The sequence below is a fragment of the Erysipelotrichaceae bacterium 66202529 genome (assembly GCA_017161075.1).
In the GTDB taxonomy this organism is placed as follows: Bacteria; Bacillota_I; Bacilli_A; order Erysipelotrichales; family Erysipelotrichaceae; genus Clostridium_AQ.
Genome location: CP046174.1, coordinates 3,748,686 through 3,766,007 on the forward strand (window position 1 = coordinate 3,748,686; position 17,322 = coordinate 3,766,007).

The 17,322-nt window shown below is 47.8% G+C and carries 18 protein-coding genes and 2 pseudogenes; 6 read left to right on the forward strand and 14 right to left on the reverse strand.

Features of this window, described 5'->3' with window-relative positions; genetic code table 11:
- Positions 1 to 206: 206 nt before the first annotated feature.
- Positions 207 to 1,421 carry a helix-turn-helix domain-containing protein gene (locus GKZ87_17690; GenBank protein QSI27185.1) on the forward strand — a complete coding sequence of 405 codons (1,215 nt, stop codon included), beginning with the start codon at positions 207 to 209 and terminating at the stop codon, positions 1,419 to 1,421.
- Between the two features lie 454 nt (positions 1,422 to 1,875).
- Here the strand turns inward: GKZ87_17690 and GKZ87_17695 are convergent.
- A pseudogene (locus GKZ87_17695) lies at positions 1,876 to 2,120 on the reverse strand (hypothetical protein).
- A 77-nt stretch (positions 2,121 to 2,197) separates the two neighbouring features.
- Here GKZ87_17695 and GKZ87_17700 point away from each other — a divergent pair.
- Complete coding sequence (locus GKZ87_17700; protein QSI27186.1) at positions 2,198 to 2,416, forward strand: tRNA wybutosine-synthesizing protein 3-like protein; 219 nt, start codon at positions 2,198 to 2,200, stop codon at positions 2,414 to 2,416.
- Between the two features lie 111 nt (positions 2,417 to 2,527).
- Positions 2,528 to 2,704, forward strand: a pseudogene (locus tag GKZ87_17705) (resolvase).
- A 7-nt stretch (positions 2,705 to 2,711) separates the two neighbouring features.
- Here GKZ87_17705 and GKZ87_17710 read toward each other — a convergent pair.
- The 7 genes from GKZ87_17710 to GKZ87_17740 form a co-directional block, all read right to left on the reverse strand.
- Complete coding sequence (locus GKZ87_17710; GenBank protein QSI27187.1) at positions 2,712 to 4,385, reverse strand: DUF4368 domain-containing protein; 1,674 nt, start codon at positions 4,383 to 4,385, stop codon at positions 2,712 to 2,714.
- 77 nt (positions 4,386 to 4,462) lie between these two features.
- On the reverse strand, positions 4,463 to 4,636 hold the full coding sequence (locus tag GKZ87_17715) for a hypothetical protein (GenBank protein QSI27188.1): 174 nt from the start codon (positions 4,634 to 4,636) through the stop codon (positions 4,463 to 4,465).
- A 231-nt stretch (positions 4,637 to 4,867) separates the two neighbouring features.
- Positions 4,868 to 5,047: a hypothetical protein gene (locus tag GKZ87_17720; GenBank protein QSI27189.1), complete on the reverse strand. Its 180-nt coding sequence runs from the start codon at positions 5,045 to 5,047 to the stop codon at positions 4,868 to 4,870.
- 47 nt (positions 5,048 to 5,094) lie between these two features.
- Positions 5,095 to 5,337: a helix-turn-helix domain-containing protein gene (locus tag GKZ87_17725; GenBank protein QSI27190.1), complete on the reverse strand. Its 243-nt coding sequence runs from the start codon at positions 5,335 to 5,337 to the stop codon at positions 5,095 to 5,097.
- Positions 5,321 to 5,758, reverse strand: a complete 438-nt coding sequence (locus tag GKZ87_17730) for a sigma-70 family RNA polymerase sigma factor (protein QSI27191.1) — start codon at positions 5,756 to 5,758, stop codon at positions 5,321 to 5,323. Before GKZ87_17730 ends, GKZ87_17725 begins: the two co-directional genes overlap by 17 nt.
- Positions 5,759 to 6,231: 473 nt before the next feature.
- On the reverse strand, positions 6,232 to 7,215 hold the full coding sequence (locus GKZ87_17735) for a radical SAM protein (GenBank protein ID QSI27192.1): 984 nt from the start codon (positions 7,213 to 7,215) through the stop codon (positions 6,232 to 6,234).
- 16 nt (positions 7,216 to 7,231) lie between these two features.
- A complete protein-coding gene (locus GKZ87_17740) occupies positions 7,232 to 7,417 on the reverse strand; it encodes a conjugal transfer protein (GenBank protein ID QSI27193.1) in 186 nt (61 codons plus the stop codon).
- A gap of 398 nt (positions 7,418 to 7,815) precedes the next feature.
- On the opposite strand from GKZ87_17740, the gene GKZ87_17745 reads away from it, so the two are divergent.
- The 3 genes from GKZ87_17745 to GKZ87_17755 all read left to right on the forward strand — a co-directional run bounded on the left by GKZ87_17745 (position 7,816) and on the right by GKZ87_17755 (position 9,998).
- A complete protein-coding gene (locus tag GKZ87_17745) occupies positions 7,816 to 8,172 on the forward strand; it encodes a helix-turn-helix domain-containing protein (GenBank protein ID QSI27194.1) in 357 nt (118 codons plus the stop codon).
- Positions 8,173 to 8,373: 201 nt separating this feature from the next.
- Positions 8,374 to 8,703: a plasmid mobilization relaxosome protein MobC gene (gene mobC / locus GKZ87_17750; protein ID QSI27195.1), complete on the forward strand. Its 330-nt coding sequence runs from the start codon at positions 8,374 to 8,376 to the stop codon at positions 8,701 to 8,703.
- The gene (locus GKZ87_17755) at positions 8,664 to 9,998 is read left to right on the forward strand and encodes a relaxase/mobilization nuclease domain-containing protein (protein QSI27196.1); all 1,335 of its coding nucleotides are present in this window, start codon (positions 8,664 to 8,666) and stop codon (positions 9,996 to 9,998) included. Before mobC ends, GKZ87_17755 begins: the two co-directional genes overlap by 40 nt.
- Before the next feature lie 201 nt (positions 9,999 to 10,199).
- Here GKZ87_17755 and GKZ87_17760 read toward each other — a convergent pair whose 3' ends face one another.
- The 6 genes from GKZ87_17760 to GKZ87_17785 all read right to left on the reverse strand — a co-directional run bounded on the left by GKZ87_17760 (position 10,200) and on the right by GKZ87_17785 (position 17,313).
- Positions 10,200 to 10,409 carry a hypothetical protein gene (locus tag GKZ87_17760; protein ID QSI27197.1) on the reverse strand — a complete coding sequence of 70 codons (210 nt, stop codon included), beginning with the start codon at positions 10,407 to 10,409 and terminating at the stop codon, positions 10,200 to 10,202.
- A gap of 4 nt (positions 10,410 to 10,413) precedes the next feature.
- Positions 10,414 to 13,764, reverse strand: a complete 3,351-nt coding sequence (locus GKZ87_17765) for a DUF4316 domain-containing protein (GenBank protein ID QSI27198.1) — start codon at positions 13,762 to 13,764, stop codon at positions 10,414 to 10,416.
- Between the two features lie 124 nt (positions 13,765 to 13,888).
- Entirely contained in the window at positions 13,889 to 14,257 is a 369-nt protein-coding gene (locus tag GKZ87_17770; GenBank protein QSI27199.1) for a conjugal transfer protein, read from the reverse strand.
- Complete coding sequence (gene topB / locus GKZ87_17775; GenBank protein QSI27200.1) at positions 14,254 to 16,329, reverse strand: DNA topoisomerase III; 2,076 nt, start codon at positions 16,327 to 16,329, stop codon at positions 14,254 to 14,256. Before topB ends, GKZ87_17770 begins: the two co-directional genes overlap by 4 nt.
- Positions 16,326 to 17,057 carry a DUF4366 domain-containing protein gene (locus GKZ87_17780; GenBank protein ID QSI27201.1) on the reverse strand — a complete coding sequence of 244 codons (732 nt, stop codon included), beginning with the start codon at positions 17,055 to 17,057 and terminating at the stop codon, positions 16,326 to 16,328. The genes topB and GKZ87_17780 overlap by 4 nt, the downstream gene beginning before the upstream one ends.
- Positions 17,047 to 17,313 (reverse strand): DUF4315 family protein, encoded by a 267-nt coding sequence (locus tag GKZ87_17785; protein QSI27202.1) that lies wholly within the window; start codon positions 17,311 to 17,313, stop codon positions 17,047 to 17,049. Before GKZ87_17785 ends, GKZ87_17780 begins: the two co-directional genes overlap by 11 nt.
- Positions 17,314 to 17,322 lie beyond the last annotated feature (9 nt).

Genomic DNA, 17,322 nt, shown 5'->3' on the forward strand with positions numbered 1-17,322 from the left:
AAGCGGAAAACGCTGTAAGTACAGGGCAAAACCGCATTTTACATAGCGTGATATAAATCATGTTATTATCACTTTGAAAAATTAAACAACATAGGAAAGACAGTTGATTTCAAATAAGAAATTGATTGTCTTTTTCTTTTGCAAAAATGAAATGCAGGCAATTATCAGTACATGGTAGTTGCCTTTTTGATTGGAGGAATTGAAGAATGAATGATAAAAAATTTATTGAAGAATTAAAGCTTAAGCGTGAGGAATACGGAGTATCGCAAAAAAGACTTGCCGTTGCCTGCGGTATCAGTCGAGAACATTATAACCGCATTGAAACGGGAAAACTTCCATTGACAGAAGAACTGAAAGCGGAAATTCAAAAGCAGTTGGAACGATTCAATCCATTAGAGCCTATGTTCATACTGGTTGACTATTTCCGTGTCCGTTTCCCTACCACAGACCCGTTGACCGTTATTAAGGACATTCTGCATATCAAGCCCAGACACATGCTCCATGAAGAATACGGACGCTACGGCTATGAAGAACAGTATATTTTAGGCGATATTACCGTGCTGGTATCTTCCAACCCGTCATTGGGTGTCCTGCTGGAACTGAAAGGCAAAGGGTGCAGGCAGATTGAGGGCTATCTTCTGGCACAGCAAAGAAGCTGGTTTGATTTGATGATGGACTGTCTGACTTCTGACGGCGTGATAAAGCGTCTTGACCTTGCGATAAATGACAGAGTTGGGGTGCTGGATATTCCAAAGCTCATAGAAAAGTATCAGCGTGGAGAATGTATCTCCTACTTTCGCAGACAAAAGCGGTATGACGGAACGGACAAGAACAGCACTGATATACCCGAAAGCACAGGAAATACGATGTACATCGGCTCAACACAAAGCGAGCTGTATTTCTGCATTTATGAAAAGGCAAAGGAACAATACGTCAAGAAAGGCATTGCCATTGAGGACAGCGAAATCAAGAACCGCTTTGAAATCCGCATGAAGAACGAAAGAGCCTATAAGGCTGTTGTGGATTTGCTGACTTATTATGACGCAGAGAGGACAGCATTTTCTATCATCAATCATTATATCCGTTTCGTAGACCCAGAAGAAGATAAGCCGAAGAACCGCTGGAAAATCAATCCAGAGTGGGCGTATTTTGTAGGAGATAACCGAGAACCCATTCGATTAACCACACAGCCAGAACCGTTCACAATGGAAAGAGCCTTGCATTGGCTACAAAGACAGGTAGCACCTACGCTTAAAATGGTGCAGGAACTGGACAAGATGAATCATACAACCATACTGGACGATATGCTGGAGCATACCGAGCTGAAAGACAAGTACAGACACTTGCTGGAACTTGAAAAGACAACCATAGAAGAAAGAATAGATACCGCCGTTTCAAAGGAAACTGACGGTATTTTTTAATTTCCATGAAAAATCCGCAACAGAACATCAAAGCGTGTACAGATATGGCGTGAAAGAAATTTCAACTTTTTTTCAGTTTAGCTTAGCAAATCAGTCTTTGCTGTACTGATATGTGTATATAGGGACAGAAATTTATGGATTTAGTCATAAAAACCTCATCTGCTGTACAGATATGAGATGAAAGAAGAAATATTTTTGAAAATTGGAAGCAAAACTGCTTGTCTGTTCCCTATATGGAGCGAAGAAAGAAAAAATTTTCAAAAAGGTCATTATATATACCTTTTCTGTCCTTATATGGTGCGAAAGAAGAAAAAAGTAAAAAATTTTTCTGTTTTGGTTAGCAAAATGCCCTTTGCAGGAGAGTGTTGTATGTAAAGAAGAAAAATATCCTGCTTTTGTATTCAAACAGGGCTTTGCAGTCGAGTTTTGGTGTGAAAAGAGAAATATTTCATTTTCAGCTTAGCAAAAGGCACTTTCCGTTCCCTATATGATGTGAAAGGAAAATTTCTTCTTTCGTGTTCTTTGACAACGGAATAAAGCAATCCGATACGTTTGGCAGACAGCGAGCCGTGGAAACAGATACGCCATGACCTTTCCCCTGCAAAAGCGAGCGAACCTTATCTGTGTTCCTGTAAGAAATTTGTCCTTTCCTACCGCCATGACCTGTACTGTCAGATAATGATACTCCCGTACAGCCACAGCTTGAGCGTTAAGAGCGTCGCACGCAATGGGTACGGCTACATAAGAACTATGCAGAGGTGGAACTCCTGTGGGCTGTGACAAAAGCCGTTGGATTGCTTATAAAAAATCATAGAAAGGGGGCATGTGCTATTGATAATTCAGTAAAGACAATGCAGAAGAAAAACAAACGTAGCATTGGCAACAGAGGAAAAACGAAGATTGTAGTAAAAGAACATTTTTCTGAAAAAGGAAAGACAATGGAAGAACTTTTGACTGATGTCATGCTGGAAAAGGCAAAACAGACAATCGCATAAAATCGGTGCAGTTGTGAGAAATAGATTGAATGAGAAAAAAGACCCGTGTTATACTTTACTTGCAAGCAGGTATTGTAAACACGGGTTAGTTATAAAGGAGGATAACTGACAATGAAACAACAGATTTACAATACTGCACTTTATCTTAGGCTGAGCCGAGATGATGAATTACAGGGCGAAAGCTCCAGCATTACCACACAAAGAAGTATGTTGCGTCTGTATGCCAAAGAACATCATTTGAACGTCATTGATGAATATATCGACGACGGCTGGTCGGGAACGAATTTTGCTGAGGTTAGATAGCGATACTTTTTACATCTACCATGTTGCGGCGGTCATGGTTGACAACTTGCGTCGGCTCCTGCTCGGTATCAACCTGTCCGACAAAGCTGTAATGGATTTCGATTTTCCGGGTGTTGGTTTCCCGGTCTAATTCATGTATCAAAATACGGTCGATAAACTCATGGACGTTTTCATAGGTCAATTCCTGTATGTCGCTGTATTTCCCGACAATCTGAATAAACCTTGATATATCCCTTTTTCGCTCGGTAACGGTTGCGATCTGCTGTTGTAACTCGTCTATCCTTGCGGCAAGGGATTTCTTTTCGTCCTCATAGCCGGAAGTTAGAAACACAAACCGTTCATCTGTCAGTCTGCCTAATGCGTTGTCCTCATACAGCTTGCGGAAAAGCGTGTCAAGTTCGGTCATACGCGCCTGTGCTTTGAAAAGTTCCTTTTGCTGCTGCGCTAATGCCTTTCTCGCTTCCATGTCGCCGTACTCGGTAGCTTTACAGATAAAGTCCTGTTCGTGTTCCTTAACATACCGCAAAACCCGCCGCATATCTTCCAGCACTAAATCAAGAAGTACGTTTTTGCGGATATAATGAGAGGTACACTCGCTGCCTGTCCTTGCCCTGTTGCGCCATGCGCCGCAAGAATAGGAAAACTTGCGCGGCTCGATATTTACGCCCTGTTGGTAATACATCTTATGTCTGCAACCAGCGCAAAACAGCAAGCCGGAAAAAATATCAATCTCCGCTGCTTTTGTCGGGCGGTGGCGGGTAGCAATCCGCTTTTGCGCAAGTTCAAAGGTTTCCTCGTCAACAAGCGGCTCATGGGTGTTTGGGAAGAAATAGCGTTGTTCTTCTTCGTTCTTCCGGGTCTTTTTCGACTTGTAGGATACCTTGTGAGTTTTCGCGGTTATGGTATGCCCTAAATATTCCTGCCTTGCTAATATGTCATAGAGCGTTTTGTCCGGCCAAGTATAGGGGGCGATCATTGCCCGCTGATACCGCGCCTGTCCTGTACGCTGATAGCGCAACGCTCCAATCGTCAAGACTTTGTTTTCCGCAAGCCATTTTTGGATTTCGCACATACGCACACCGCTAACAAACATAGCGAAAACCTGTTTGACAATCGGCGCGGTTTCCGGGTCGGGTATAAGGTGGTGGCGGTTGTTCGGGTCTGGGATATAGCCGTATGGATATTCCCCGTTGACGCGCTCGCCTTTTTGCGCCTGTGCCTGTTTAACTGCGCGGATTTTCTTGCTTGTGTCGCGGGCGTAAAACTCGTTAAACCAGTTCCGCAAGGGGGTAAACTCGTTATCCTCCCGCGCTGTGTCAACTCCGTCGTTGATCGCGATATAGCGTACTCCGTTTTCGGGAAATACAATCTCTATGAGTTCGCCCGTTTTCAGATAGTTTCTGCCAAGACGGGAAAGGTCTTTGGTAATGACCGTCGCCACTCGTCCGGCTTCCACTTCCTGCAACATCGCTTGCAGCCCCTCGCGCTCAAAACTCACGCCGGAAAATCCGTCGTCCACAAAAAACTTTGTGTTCAAAAAATGGTGTTCGTCCGCATAGCGTTGAAGTATCATTTTTTGGTGCTGTATGCTTCCGCTTTCTCCGGCTTGCATATCCTCTTGACTTAAACGGCAGTAAAGGGCGGTGATTTTATTCGACTGTAACATTAGTCCTCCTTTCCGACAGCCGAATAAACAGGTATAATGTGTTGCTATCATTATACCATATCCCGCCGCCTAATGCACTACTCGGACGCTAAAAATCCCGGATTTCCGGGCTTTTTCTGCAAATCCTTTACAATGAGTTTCTCAATCTTTTTATGGATTGTATCGGTTGCCTTTTCACTCGGCAACGCTTGAACAAGATAGGTGATTTTCCCTATTTTGCGTTCGGTTGTAATTGTCTGTTTTTTATCCATTAGAAAAACCTCCTTTTCCTGTATGGATAAACTATATTCGTCAAAAGGCAAAAACGGGCGGTTGTTAGCTGCAACCTCACGGGAGTTTCACCCCGGCCCATGCTTATGGGTGCGCCGCGCAATACTTTGAGGGTGTTCAACGCGGGAGTATCATTGTGCCGCCTTGTATGTCGTCGCCCACAAGCTGCTAAACCTGTTTTACGGCGCGGTAGTTCTCGCTCGGCTTTTCCCCTACGGGGAAAAGCTGTCATGGCGTACCCGCCGACTGGCTCGGTACAGACGGAATGTACCCGTTTGCCTGTTATGCTGCGCACCAAAGGCCGCTTTCTTTGTCAAAGAACAATAGGCTTTGTCGGCCTGCAAAAGCACATCAACAGCGGATATGCTTTTGCGGAACGACAAATAGCCCATAACGGGAAGCGTGGAAAGGGGACACGCTCCCCGCATGGGCTAAAAGATTATCCTACATGAAAAGCAAGGGTGCGGGTAATAAGGCGCACTTGCAGCCTGTTACGCATTTCCTCGTCCACATAGGAATAGGTATTGCCCGCGTCGTCTTTCAGCGTGCGGGTACAAAGTTTCGCTATGTAACCCTCGTAGTGCTTCAAGATCGCGCACATGGCGGTTGTGTCGCCGTTTGCCGCTGCGGAAATGACAGGGAACGGCAACAGATTTTCAGACTTCCTAACGGTATTCATCATCTGCTTTTCCCTCCAAATACTGTTTGATTTTCGCAAGCGCGGATTTCCTGTGCCGGAAAACCGTCGTGCGTACAACATTCAGCAGTTCGCCAATTTCCGCGTCGCTCATATCCAAGAAGTAGGACAAAAGGATAATGTCGCGTTTCCTTTCGGGCAAAGCGTTAAGGGCTTCGGCAAGCAGTTCATTTTTGACGAGTACATCAAAGCCGGACACTTGAAAACGGAAATAATCGCTTTCGTATTCGTCCGTTGTGAAAAGCTGCGCGAGTTCGCTTTCGCTCAAATCCGAAAAAGTAACTTCGCGTGCTGCGCGTTTCGCAAGAGTGCGGCGGTGGCTTTTCGCTTCGCCGACCAAAGTTTTCTTTGCTAATGCGTCGTACTGATGTTGTATTCTTTCCTTGTCGGAAGAAGATAGCTCCATAGAGTTCACCTCCTTCCCGCGTGGAGTAGAGGACGGGAGTTAAGGGCTTGTCCTCTCTGCCCCTTTCGCTCCGTACCCGTTCGGGAGATGGCTCTTGAGTGCGCTTTTCAGAAAAAAGTTGAAAAAAGCAAAATGCGCCCGTCCGCAAGACGCGGACGGGCGCAAAGGAAATGTAAGCAGTAGCTAAATGTATTGACAGTTCACATTCATAGCCGGAATATCCCGCTTGCGGAGCATAGCTTTTTTTGACCGCAAAGCATTAGGCGGGTTACAGTAAATAAAAATGGACACGGCGATACCTCCCCGATACCGCCGTATCCTTAAAAAAGGGCGACTTTAATACACTACCCGCAATCCATTCTATAATAGGGAACAGCGGCTTTTGCGCAATATTAAATAAAAAAGCCGATAACACATAGGTTTTTTGACCTAATGCGTTATCGGCTCTGCGTCTATGCGTCTGGCACTTTTAATCATTTTTTTTTGAATTTATTATATGTGTTAGCTAACTGTCCACAAGCCGCGTTAATCTCTCTGCCATGAGAAACTCTCATAGTAACTTCAAGTCCTGCTTGCTCTAATTGATGTTTGAATGCAACTATTTCCCGTTTCTGTGGTGCTTTAATTCTTGAATTGCTTGTTGGGTTGTATTGTAACACGTTAATCATAACTTTTTTGCCCCGAAACCATTTTGCAAGTTGTCTTACATCTGAGGGCCGGTCATTTATACCCGGTAAAAGCAAATACGCAAAGACAATTTTGCGATTATGCCTTTCAGAATAGGATAAGGCTTGCTTAACAACATCTTCAATAGCATATATGCGCATGTGAGGAATAATACGATTTCTTGCAGATTGTGTTGCTGCGTGTAAAGATATTGTCAACTGAATTTTAAGATGTTCCTCGCGCAATTTTTTTAATTGATCGACCGGACCAACTGTTGATATGGTAATGCCGTCGGTTGGAAAGTTGAGCCCATATCTATCTCGGAGAATATGGATTGCTTTTATCAAGTTGTCATAATTGAATAAAGGCTCTCCCATACCCATAAAAACGATACGGTTTACTTTTCGACGCAACAATATAATCTGTTGTACGATTTCTGACGATGTTAGATTACGAACAAAGCCATTTCGCCCGGACTCACAAAAAATACAACCAACAGGACAACCGACTTGTGTGCTCACGCAAACAGTTCCACCATCTCGCCGCTTGATAAAAACCGTTTCAATGTATTTGTTGTCTTTCAGTTCGTAAACATACTTTTCAGTATCACTGCTTTTGCAAATATTTTTTACCAACATTGATAGATTTTTTTTGCGTGGTAATTGCTTATATAATTCTTCATATAAGGCTTTTGCTTCATTCTCGCCAATAACTTCCGACATTTCTTTGTAAGTAAATCCGTATGGATCATTCCGTACTTCCGCAGGCGTATATTTAGGTAAACGTTTCATTTTTATATCCTTTCTTCTAAATAATAAAAGTTTGTTTTTCTGTATTTTTGATTACAATCTCTAATTTTTCTACATCAATGATATGCGTCAATTTGCATTTAGGGCAGAAAAGAGGAAAATCTTTTAATACAGTATTATGAAATACTTGAACTCTCGTCTTTCCGTTACAAATCGGACATTTTATCCAATATTTTTTAAGCATTATATTTCACTCGTCCTTTTTACACAAAAAAATGCAGGTCAATCCTCAACATGAGCATTGACCTGCATTTATAATGCACAGAGCAGTACAACAAAACTAAGGCATAGCTTGCACTATGTCTATACTATATCTATACGTCGTTAGTTTTTTGTATAGCATCCGCAAAATAAGCATGACAAAAAAGCCCATGTTGAAAATGGGAAAATCCTTTTTTTCAATGCTTATCTAATACGCATGCTATGCAACATAAACGCCGCCTCCTTTTACATAAATTTTATTTTATCAGAAAATCAGTCTACTGTCAATACACAACAGGAAGTATTTAACCTAATGATATGAATTGTGTGGACATATCCAAAAAGAAAGGTGAACTGTAAAATGTAACAGGGTGAATGAAAATGGCAAAAAGACCCGTACCATTGTACGACTTTAAGGCTTTCGGGGCAGCTATAAAAGCCGCGAGAAATGAATACGGCGAGAGCCGCAAAAAGGTAAGCGACGAGTTATATATTTCCCCGCGCTACCTTGCGAATATCGAGAACAAGGGACAACAGCCGAGTTTACAGGTATTCTATGACCTTGTAACCCGGTATCATATTTCGGTAGATCAATTTTTCTTCCCGAACAGCAATGCGGAGAAATCCACCGGGCGGCGGCAGCTTGACGCGCTGCTGGACGGTATGAGCGATAAAGGCATACGGATTGTAACCGCAACAGCAAGGGAGATAACGGAAGTCGAAAAAGCAGAGGATTAACCTCACAATATGAGAAATCGGGAGATTGCAGCGCATGGCGGCTGCAATCTTTTTTTGCGTCCAAAATCAAAGGAACGCGCAACAAATACCGCCTTTCGGTGGGGGTATGGAGTAGATAGCAAGCACAGCAAACGAGTACCCGTTTGCGGAAAATGCTTGTTGGGATAATCCCAAACCCTTATACCGAAAGGCGGTGCGGAAATGGAAAACCGAAAGAGAAATATACAGATGAAGTTTTACGTTACGGAAGAAGAAAAGCGGCTGATCGACGAGAAGATGAAGCAGCTTCCCATAAAGCAGTATGGGGCATACTTCCGTAAAATGGCGATAGACGGGTATATTCTTGTCGTTGACCGAAGCGACACAAAAGCATATATCCGGGAACTGCAAGCGGTGAGCCGGAACATCAACCAAATTGCAAAACGCGCCAATGCGACGGGGACGGTTTACAGGCAGGATATAGAGGACATTAAAAAGGCGGTGGACGAGATATGGCGGTTACAAAGACGCACCCTATTAAATCAACCTTAAAGGCTGCGATAGACTATATCTTAAATCCCGAAAAGACAGACGGGAAGCTGCTTGCGTCCTCTTTCGGCTGCGGGCTGGAAACCGCCGATATTGAGTTTGCATGGACGCGGGAAGCTGCCGGAGATCGCGGCACACATTTAGGGCGGCACTTGATACAATCCTTTGCGGTGGGAGAAACCACACCGGAAGAAGCGCACAAAATCGGCATGGAACTTGCCGGGGCGGTATTAGGCGGCAAGTATGAGTTTGTTTTGACAACTCACGTCGATAAAGACCATCTGCATAATCACTTGATTTTCAACGCGGTTAGCTTCGTTGACTACAAAAAGTACCATTCCAACAAGCAAAGCTATCACTTTATCCGGCGCACCAGCGACAGGATATGTAAAGAGCATGGGCTATCCGTCGTCGTACCGGGACAGGACAAGGGAAAAAGCTATGCAGAATACACCGCCGAAAAGCAAGGGACAAGCTACAAAGCAAAGCTGAAAACGGCGATAGATACTCTCATTCCCCAAGTGAAAGATTTTGACGAACTGCTGCGCCGCTTGCAGGAAATGGGGTATGAAATCAAACAGGGCAAATACATTTCCTTTCGCGCTGCCGGACAGGAACGGTTTACCCGCACAAAGACGCTCGGCGCGGCCTATACGGAAGAAGCGATAAAGGAGCGTATCAAGGGCGTGTATGTTGCCAAAACAAAAACGCTGCGGGAAGATAAGAAAATCCGGCTTGTCGTCGATCTTGAAAACAGTATCAAAGCCCAACAATCGGCGGGCTATGAACGGTGGGCGAAAATCCATAATCTGAAACAGGCTGCGAAAAGCATGAACTTCTTGACCGAAAACAAGATTGAATATTATAGCGACCTTGAAAGCAAAATTGCGGATATTATGACCGCCCATGACGCGGCGGCAAAGGCGGTTAAGGAAGTGGAACAGCGTATGTCTGATTTGTCGCTGCTTATCAAGCACACCACCACATACCGACAGTTAAAACCGATTTACGATGAATACCGAAAATCGCCGGACAAGGAAAAGTATCTGCGGGGGCATGAAAGCGAAATTATCCTGTTTGAAGCTGCGGCAAGGGCATTAAAGGAAATGCAGATAAAGAAGCTGCCCGATCTCGCCGCGCTGCGCAAGGAGTATAGAAGCTTAAACGACAGGAAAACCAAATTGTATGAAGATTATCGGCAAGCCAAGAAGCAAATGCAGGAATACGGCGTTGTCAAAAAGAACGTCGATAGTATTCTTTACCCGTCCCAAAGCAGGGCGCGGGAGCAGGAGCGATAAGGCGCAAAACATGGGGTGGCAAGTGGAATGTTAAGGGCTGAAAACGCCTGTGTTTCTGCGGCTTCCAGCGCATGAAAACGACATAGACGATAAAGTATATTCAAACCCGCAAAAACGGCTTTCTAATTGTCCACGCAAGGACAAAAAAAGAACAGGGGCGCGGTGCCGGAAATCGGCAACCGCGCCCCTGTTCTCTATGGGCTATTCCTCGTCGGTCAAGATAAACTCCCTTTCGGAAAACTCGCTGTCCGTCATGGCTTGCAGCTTGTTCACCGCTGCGGCGGCAAGCTGGCGCATATCCTCGTCCATGTAGGGCATGGCGGCAAGGATATTTTCAAGCGTTGTTTCCCGGCTGTCCTCGGCGTAGATCGCAACAATGTTTTCTTCCTCAATGGTAAAGCGGGTATTCATGCTATCAAACCTCCAAATCCTTTTTATGCTCTTTCTGTTTATCTTTCGGCTGCTGCGCCGCCTGTTTCTTGTATTCGTCCAGCTTCTTCAAAATGGACGGTTTTTTCTGCGGCTGTTCCCGTTTCTCGGCTTTTACCGCTTTTGCAAGGTCGGTAACGGAAATCGCTTCCCCCGCCTTTGCCCGCTGCTCAAAATCTGCAACGGTGGGCGTTTGCGGCGTATTGTTGATAAGCCCGTCAAAATTGTTGTCGTTCTGCTCTATGGTGTCCTCGACGTGCTTTAAGGGATTATCCCGCTGCGGCTGCTCGGCGGCTATGGCATAAGCCTGTGTGCCATTCCCCATAATGAGATACTTCCCGTCCTCCGACGCATGGTGAAAACCAAATCCCGCCGCTTCGATCTGTTCACGGCTCATATCGGTAATATGAAAATTGCCCCTCGGCGTTCTAACGGTTTCACCCGTCAAAAGGCTGTCGGGGGTCGCTTCCGGCTGCTGCTTTTCAAGCTGCCCGTCCTTGTAGGAATATCCTTGCGCCGCGATTGCTTCAAGGGTCTTGCCCGTAACGTCGCCATAAATCCGCTTGTCTGCGTCAACCAGCATTTGCAAAGTGTCTTGTACGGTGTCGGACAAGGCTTGCTGCTGTTCGGGCGGCAGCTTGTCAAATACGGGGGTCTGCTGCTCCTGCAAAAACTCCGGCACTTGCTGAAAACCGATACTGTCTACATAGTGGGCGGTGTCCTCGTCGTTCTGATGAAGCACAACAATGTCGGAAACGGAAAGGCTATGCCCCTTAAAGTCGGCGGGGTGGTCGATATTAAACCTTTCCCAAATGTCGCCCAGCGTCATATCCTTTGTAAGCGGTGCAGTATAGACGAGTTCATAATTTACCCGGTCAATGGTAAGTCCAGCCGCTTGCAGACGGTCATAAGGCTCAAAGCGCAAGTCCCTTGTTTCGTCCCCGCGCTTTAACTGATAAATGGAAAAGGTATCGCCCTGCTCCTGCTCGGCTTGCCGCTGCTGCTGCAACTCGGTAAAATGCCCCTCAATCTCGGTAATGAGTTCCTTTGCGGTGGTCTGTATTGTTTCAAGGGACGCTTTTAACTCGGTCATTTCCTTGCCGCTGCTCCAACCAGCCACATAGCCGAAAGAGTAATCGGAAGTATCAAGGCCGAAATGCTGGCAAACCGTATAAGCGACGCTTTCCGCTTCTACCTCGCAGGTATGGCGGTCAACGCGGTTTTGCTGCTCCGGCGGGGCGTTTAAGTCTACGTCGTGCAGCTTCGCATGGGCGATTTCGTGAATGGCGGTCTTTACCGCCTGTAATTCACTCACGCCCTCTTTGATTGCAATACGCTTGTCGGTCAAACTGAAATACCCATTTGCGCCGTTTGTGATCTGCTCAAATGCAATCGGGACGGGGGACGCTTTTTCAAGGGCGGCGAAAAAATCCTCGTACTGCTCCACATCGGCAAGCAGCGGTTTAACGGAAAGGTCGGGAAACTCCTTGCCCTCGGTCTGCGAAATATCAAAGACGGTTATAACCTTAAAGGCGGGGACGGTGATTTCCTTTTCTTCCTTTACCACTTTTCCCTCGCGGTCAAGCATGGGCTTTCTCGTTTCGGGGTCGATTTTATCAACCAGCTTTTTCACCTTGTAGGGCGCGGGGGCAAAGATTTTAATGCCTTTCTCGCCTTTCTTTACATGGCGGTCAAACTCCTTTTCCCATTGACGGAAGCCCATTACCAAATTGCCGCCCTGCATAGCAATTAGGATAGTGTTATTCAAACTATAATCATGGAACTTTGACATAGCGGTTAGAAACTCTTTGTAGCGGTCGCTGTCAAAAATCGCCTGTACGCCCTGTTCCAAACGCGCGGTGATCTCCTTTACCTTTTCGGCGGGCTTTTCGGAAGTAAGGATAATGGGGACGACGGGGCGGGGCTGCTGCGGCTCTGCGGCCTGTGCGTCTGCTTGCTGCGTTTCGGCTGCGTCCATATAGGCTTTGTCCTGTTCGCCGCGCTCCGGCTGCGGGTAACTCATAATGCGGTATTCTTCCGGCACTTCGCGCCCCTCAAACTGACGCTCCCACTCGTCGCCGCTTTCCACGATATAGCCGTACTCGGTAAACGCGCCTTTTTCCTGCGCGGCAGCGTTCCTGCCAAAAGTAGAAAGGTCAATGCCGCCTTTCCATTCTTCGGGCATTTGTACCATGCCGGATTGATTTAAGTAATAGTCGCCCAAATCGTGGTAGTTATGTACTTCGGGGATATGGACGTAAAAATCCACGTTGTAGGTGAAGTCAATTACCTGTCCAATATTTGCAAGCCCGTTTTTCTGCTGCAAAGCTGCGTTCAGCTTGCCAACCTCGGCGGGGTCAAGCTGTTCGAGCCGCGCCGCAAGAAAATTGAGTTCGTCCACGTCGGCGGCGCATACCATTTCATAAGGCAAGGCAATATGTTTCTCCGGGTCGTCGGAAAAGCCGCGAATGGAAAAATCCTGCGGGTTATCGGCGGTAATGCCGACGCTCTGCATGGCTTCGTGAAGCTGCTCCTTTGTGGCGGGCATATCCAGCCAATAGCCGCTTGGGTCGCCCGCTTCAAAACGGCTGCGGTTGCCAATCATAATAGAAAACTGTTCGCTCATGTGTTCACGCTCCTTTTCCTGCCCGGTAGTTTCGGGGATAGCTGCCGCCTGTTGCTGCTGCTGCGGGGGTTCTTCGCCCTCTATGGTGTAGTCCGGCATGAGCATACCGTTTACTTTGAAATAGTCGGCGTACTCCTGCGGGATAGGCGGGGAGATTTCCGTAAACAAGCGGTCATACGCTTTGATACGCCCATTCAGATACTTTTCCATAGCTGCCTTGTCGGTGAAAACCTTTCTATCTTGTCCGGCAATCTTCGCTTGGGTTCTGCTTGGGCTGTTGGTGCGCACGCTCCATGTAAGCGTCCATGAATACGGGATAGATTTCTGCGCTTCTTTGTCGTAGCGGGTATTCTCGTAAATGTAGTAATTCATCTGATATACCCGGTTGCTGCGAATATGGCGGTTATGCTCGGTGGTCTGCCACTCGTTAGCGGTGTGCTGCACAACGGTTGTCCTTGTGTATTCAATCGCTTTGTCAAGCAAAAGCGTTTTGCCCGCCTGTTCCTCCCATGCGGCGGCGCGGCTTGAGAGATCGTTAAAAATCGCCTGTTCCGCTGCCGCGCTTTCCTCGCGCATGGCGTGTAGCTGCTCCGGCGGCAAGGAAACATAGGGGGCAATATCCCCGTCCTTTGCTTCAAAATATATCCGGCGTTCTATCCGCATGGTTTCGGCGGTTTCCAATTTGTCATGGTCGTATGAAGAATACGGCATATTGTTTCATCACGTCCTTTCTCGATTTTTAAGGGTTTGGGACTATCCCAACAAGCAAAATGCCCGCGCTCTCTATGGGAAGCGCGGGCATTTCTCGCAAACGGGTACTCGTTTGCTGTGCTTGCTATGTAGTTGTTTTTATCCGTAAACGCCTGTTTCTCTCGCTTTGGGCTTTCTGTCTGCGGCGTATCTTTGCCGCGCAATCGGGGCAGTATTTCGCCCGGTTGCTGCCCGCCGCAAACGTGCTGCCGCATACCGCGCAACGCTTCAAATCGGTTTCCCCGCTGCGGGTGATCTGTTCGCAAAGCTGCCTGTCGGCGGGTAATACCGCTTCGCGGAAATAGCGGCATAACAGCGAATAGCTGATACTCTGCACACACACGCAAGTTTCCCCGTCGTCCAGCAGCAGACAATTCCCGCAATCGTTGTTTGCACAAGCGGCGCGGGTCATTTTCTTTACGGCGCGGTATTGCTTTTCATCAAGCCTTATCATTTTCGGTTCTGCTCGACGCGGAAGTTTACATACTTGCCGCCTGTGTCGGCAAGCAGCACAACTCCGTCAAAGGTCTTTCCCGTCTTGGTCGAGTACATACCTTTGATTTTTACCTTTCCGTCTTTCAAAAGGGCGGCGGCAATCGCCTTTGTGAAAGCCTTTTTGCGCTGCTCAAAAAAGCGGTCATTCTTCCACATCACAAAGCTGCAAGCCCTGTCGGAGCAGTAAAAGTTTTTCTTGCCCTCGTAAACCGCCGCGCCGCAACGGGGGCAAGTGCCGATTGCTTCCCGCTGCGGGGTAAACAGCTTCGCTTTATCCTCGGAAATCGCGGAATAGGTCTTGACAAGCCCCGCTGTCATTTCCTCAATCCCGCGCATGAAGTCGGCGGGGCTGTCGCTGCCCTTTGCAATCCCGGTAAGGCGCGTTTCCCATTCTGCCGTAAGCTGCGGGGACGTAAGGCTGTCGGGCAGGATAGCGGCAAGGTTATACCCGTCCTTTGTGGGGATTAGCTTTTTGCCCTTGCGCTCGGCAAAGCCCGCACTAATGAGTTTTTCAATGATACCCGCCCGCGTTGCGGTAGTGCCTAACCCTTTGCGCTCTGCGTCCTCCGGCGTTTCTTCCTTGCCCGCGTTCTCCATAGCGGACAGAAGCGTATCTTCGGTATATGCTTTCGGGGGCTGCGTGTAACACTCGGAGATCTCCGCTGCCGGATTGTCAAAGGTCTGCCCCTCGGCAAGCGGCGGCAAAACGGTTTCCGGCTCTGCGTCCTCGTCCTGTTCCTCGGACGCGGCGCGGGACAGCTTTTCAATCTCACGCCACCCCTCGCAAAGCGTCGTCTTTCCCTTTGCGGTAAAGGTATAACCGCCGCAAGAGATAACCGCCGTAACCGCTTCATATTCATAGGGCGCGGCTGCGGCGCAAAGCAGCTTCGCGCATACAAGGGTCATAAGTTTTGTTTCGCTGTCGGTAAGGGAAGAAAAGCCCGTTTTCAAAAACTCGGCTGTCGGCAAAATAGCGTGGTGGTCGGTTACTTTGCTGTTGTCGCAAACCCTTGTAAGGTCTGCTTGCAGCTTCACGTCCCGCATAAAGGGAAGCAGCGAACAAAGCCCGGTAATGAGTTCCTTTGTGCTGTCCTGCATATCGGAAGTGATATATTTGCTGTCGGTGCGGGGATAGGTCAAAAGCCGCTTTTCATAGAGGGCTTGCGCATAATCAAGGGTCTGTTTCGCCGTAAACCCGTACAGGCGGTTGGCTTCGCGCTGCAACGCGGTAAGGTCAAACAGCTTCGGCGGTGCAACGGTCTTTTTCTCTTTTTTGAGGGAAGTACAAACGGCTTGCGATTTCTCGCAAGCCGCTTTCATCTGCTGCGCTGCCGCTTCGTCGTTCAACCTTTCGGACAAAGCCGAAACACCGCCCGCGTCCAGACGGACAACATGATATTTTTCTTTCTTAAAGCTGCTGATCGCATAGTCGCGGTTTACCAGCATGGTAAGGGTGGGCGTCTGCACTCTGCCGACATTCAGCGTTTTGTGATAGAGGATAGAGAAAAGGCGGGTCGCGTTAATCCCGACAAGCCAATCTGCCTTTGCTCTGCAAAGCGCGGATTGATAGAGGTTGTCATAGCTGCGCCCGTCTTTGAGGTTTGAAAAGCCCTCGCGGATTGCGCTTTCTTCCATACTGCTAATCCAAAGGCGGGAAAAGGGCTTTTTGCAATTTGCCTGTTCATAGACAAAGCGAAAAATGAGTTCTCCCTCGCGCCCGCTGTCGCACGCATTGACAATCTCGGAAACGTCGCTGCGGTGCATAAGGTCTTTGAGTACGGAAAACTGCTGCTCCTTGCCGTTGGCAACGGTAAACTGCCAATCCTGCGGGACAATGGGGAGATCGTCATACTTCCATTTTCGGTACTGCTCGTTGTAGGTCGCCGCGTCCGCAAGGCTAATCAAATGCCCGATACACCAGGACACAAGGTAGCCGCCGCCCTCAAAATATCCTCTGCGCTTTTCATTCGCGCCAAGTACGGCGGCAATCGCCGCCCCGACGCTCGGTTTCTCTGCAATTACAAGTTTCATACTTTCTCGTCCTCCTGCTCGGTTTCTAATTCTTCCTCGTCCTCGTCGTCCTCGTCAAAATCGAGATCGTCAAGGTTGCTGCTGCCTTTTGCCGCGTCCTTTTTGGGCTTCATAATCTTAAAGTAATAGAACGCGCCGCCGCCCACTGCGGCAAGAAGCAGCACGACAAGCAGAATAGCACCGCCCATGCCGCCGCCTTTATCTTCCTCCGGCTCCGGCTGCTCGGTTTCTTCCGGCTCCGGCTCGGCTTCCTTGCCCGCGCACTCGCTCATATTGACGCTGCAAACGGGGCAATCGGTGTTGACGCTTCCGGCAACGCATTTTTCAGTACAGCTACAAGCGGGGGCTTCGGTCTGTTCGTCCTCCATAAGCTGCAAAAGGTCTTTTTCATCAACTTGATTGAGGAAATGGACGGTGTTTTCTCCGTCCTCGGCGCGGTCAATGATGATGTAAAAATAGTTTCCGTTTTTCGTAACGACGGTAATAAACTGCTTATCGCCGGACGCTTCGCCCGTTATGTCGTCCACAAGGCTCATGTTGCCCTCCGGCGTTAAGGGCTGCGGCTCATAGCCGCCCGTCGTTTCTTCCGGCTCGGTTTCGGTTACGGGGGTAGGCGGCTCGTCGCTCACATCACCGCCGCCCGCAAAAGCGGTAACAGAAAAGCCGCCCATGAGTACAAGGGCGGCAAGCAAAGCGGTAACGCTGCGGAACAGTTTTTTATGCTTCATCTTCGGTTTCCTCCTGTTCGTCGGTATAGTCTGTGTCCGGCTGCGGCAAAATGATTTCGCCGTTGGCATAGGCGGAGAGGAACGCGGCAAGCTGCGCCCCGTCAAGGTGTACCGCTTTCACCATTTGAACGATCTGCGCGTTTTCTTCCTCGATTTTCTGCGCTTCAAGGTCTTTCAGCCTTTTTTGGTATTCAAGGACTTTCGCCCTCGTTTTCTCAATATCCCTTTCGATACGGTCAAGTTTCGTGTTTGCCATAGAAATAAA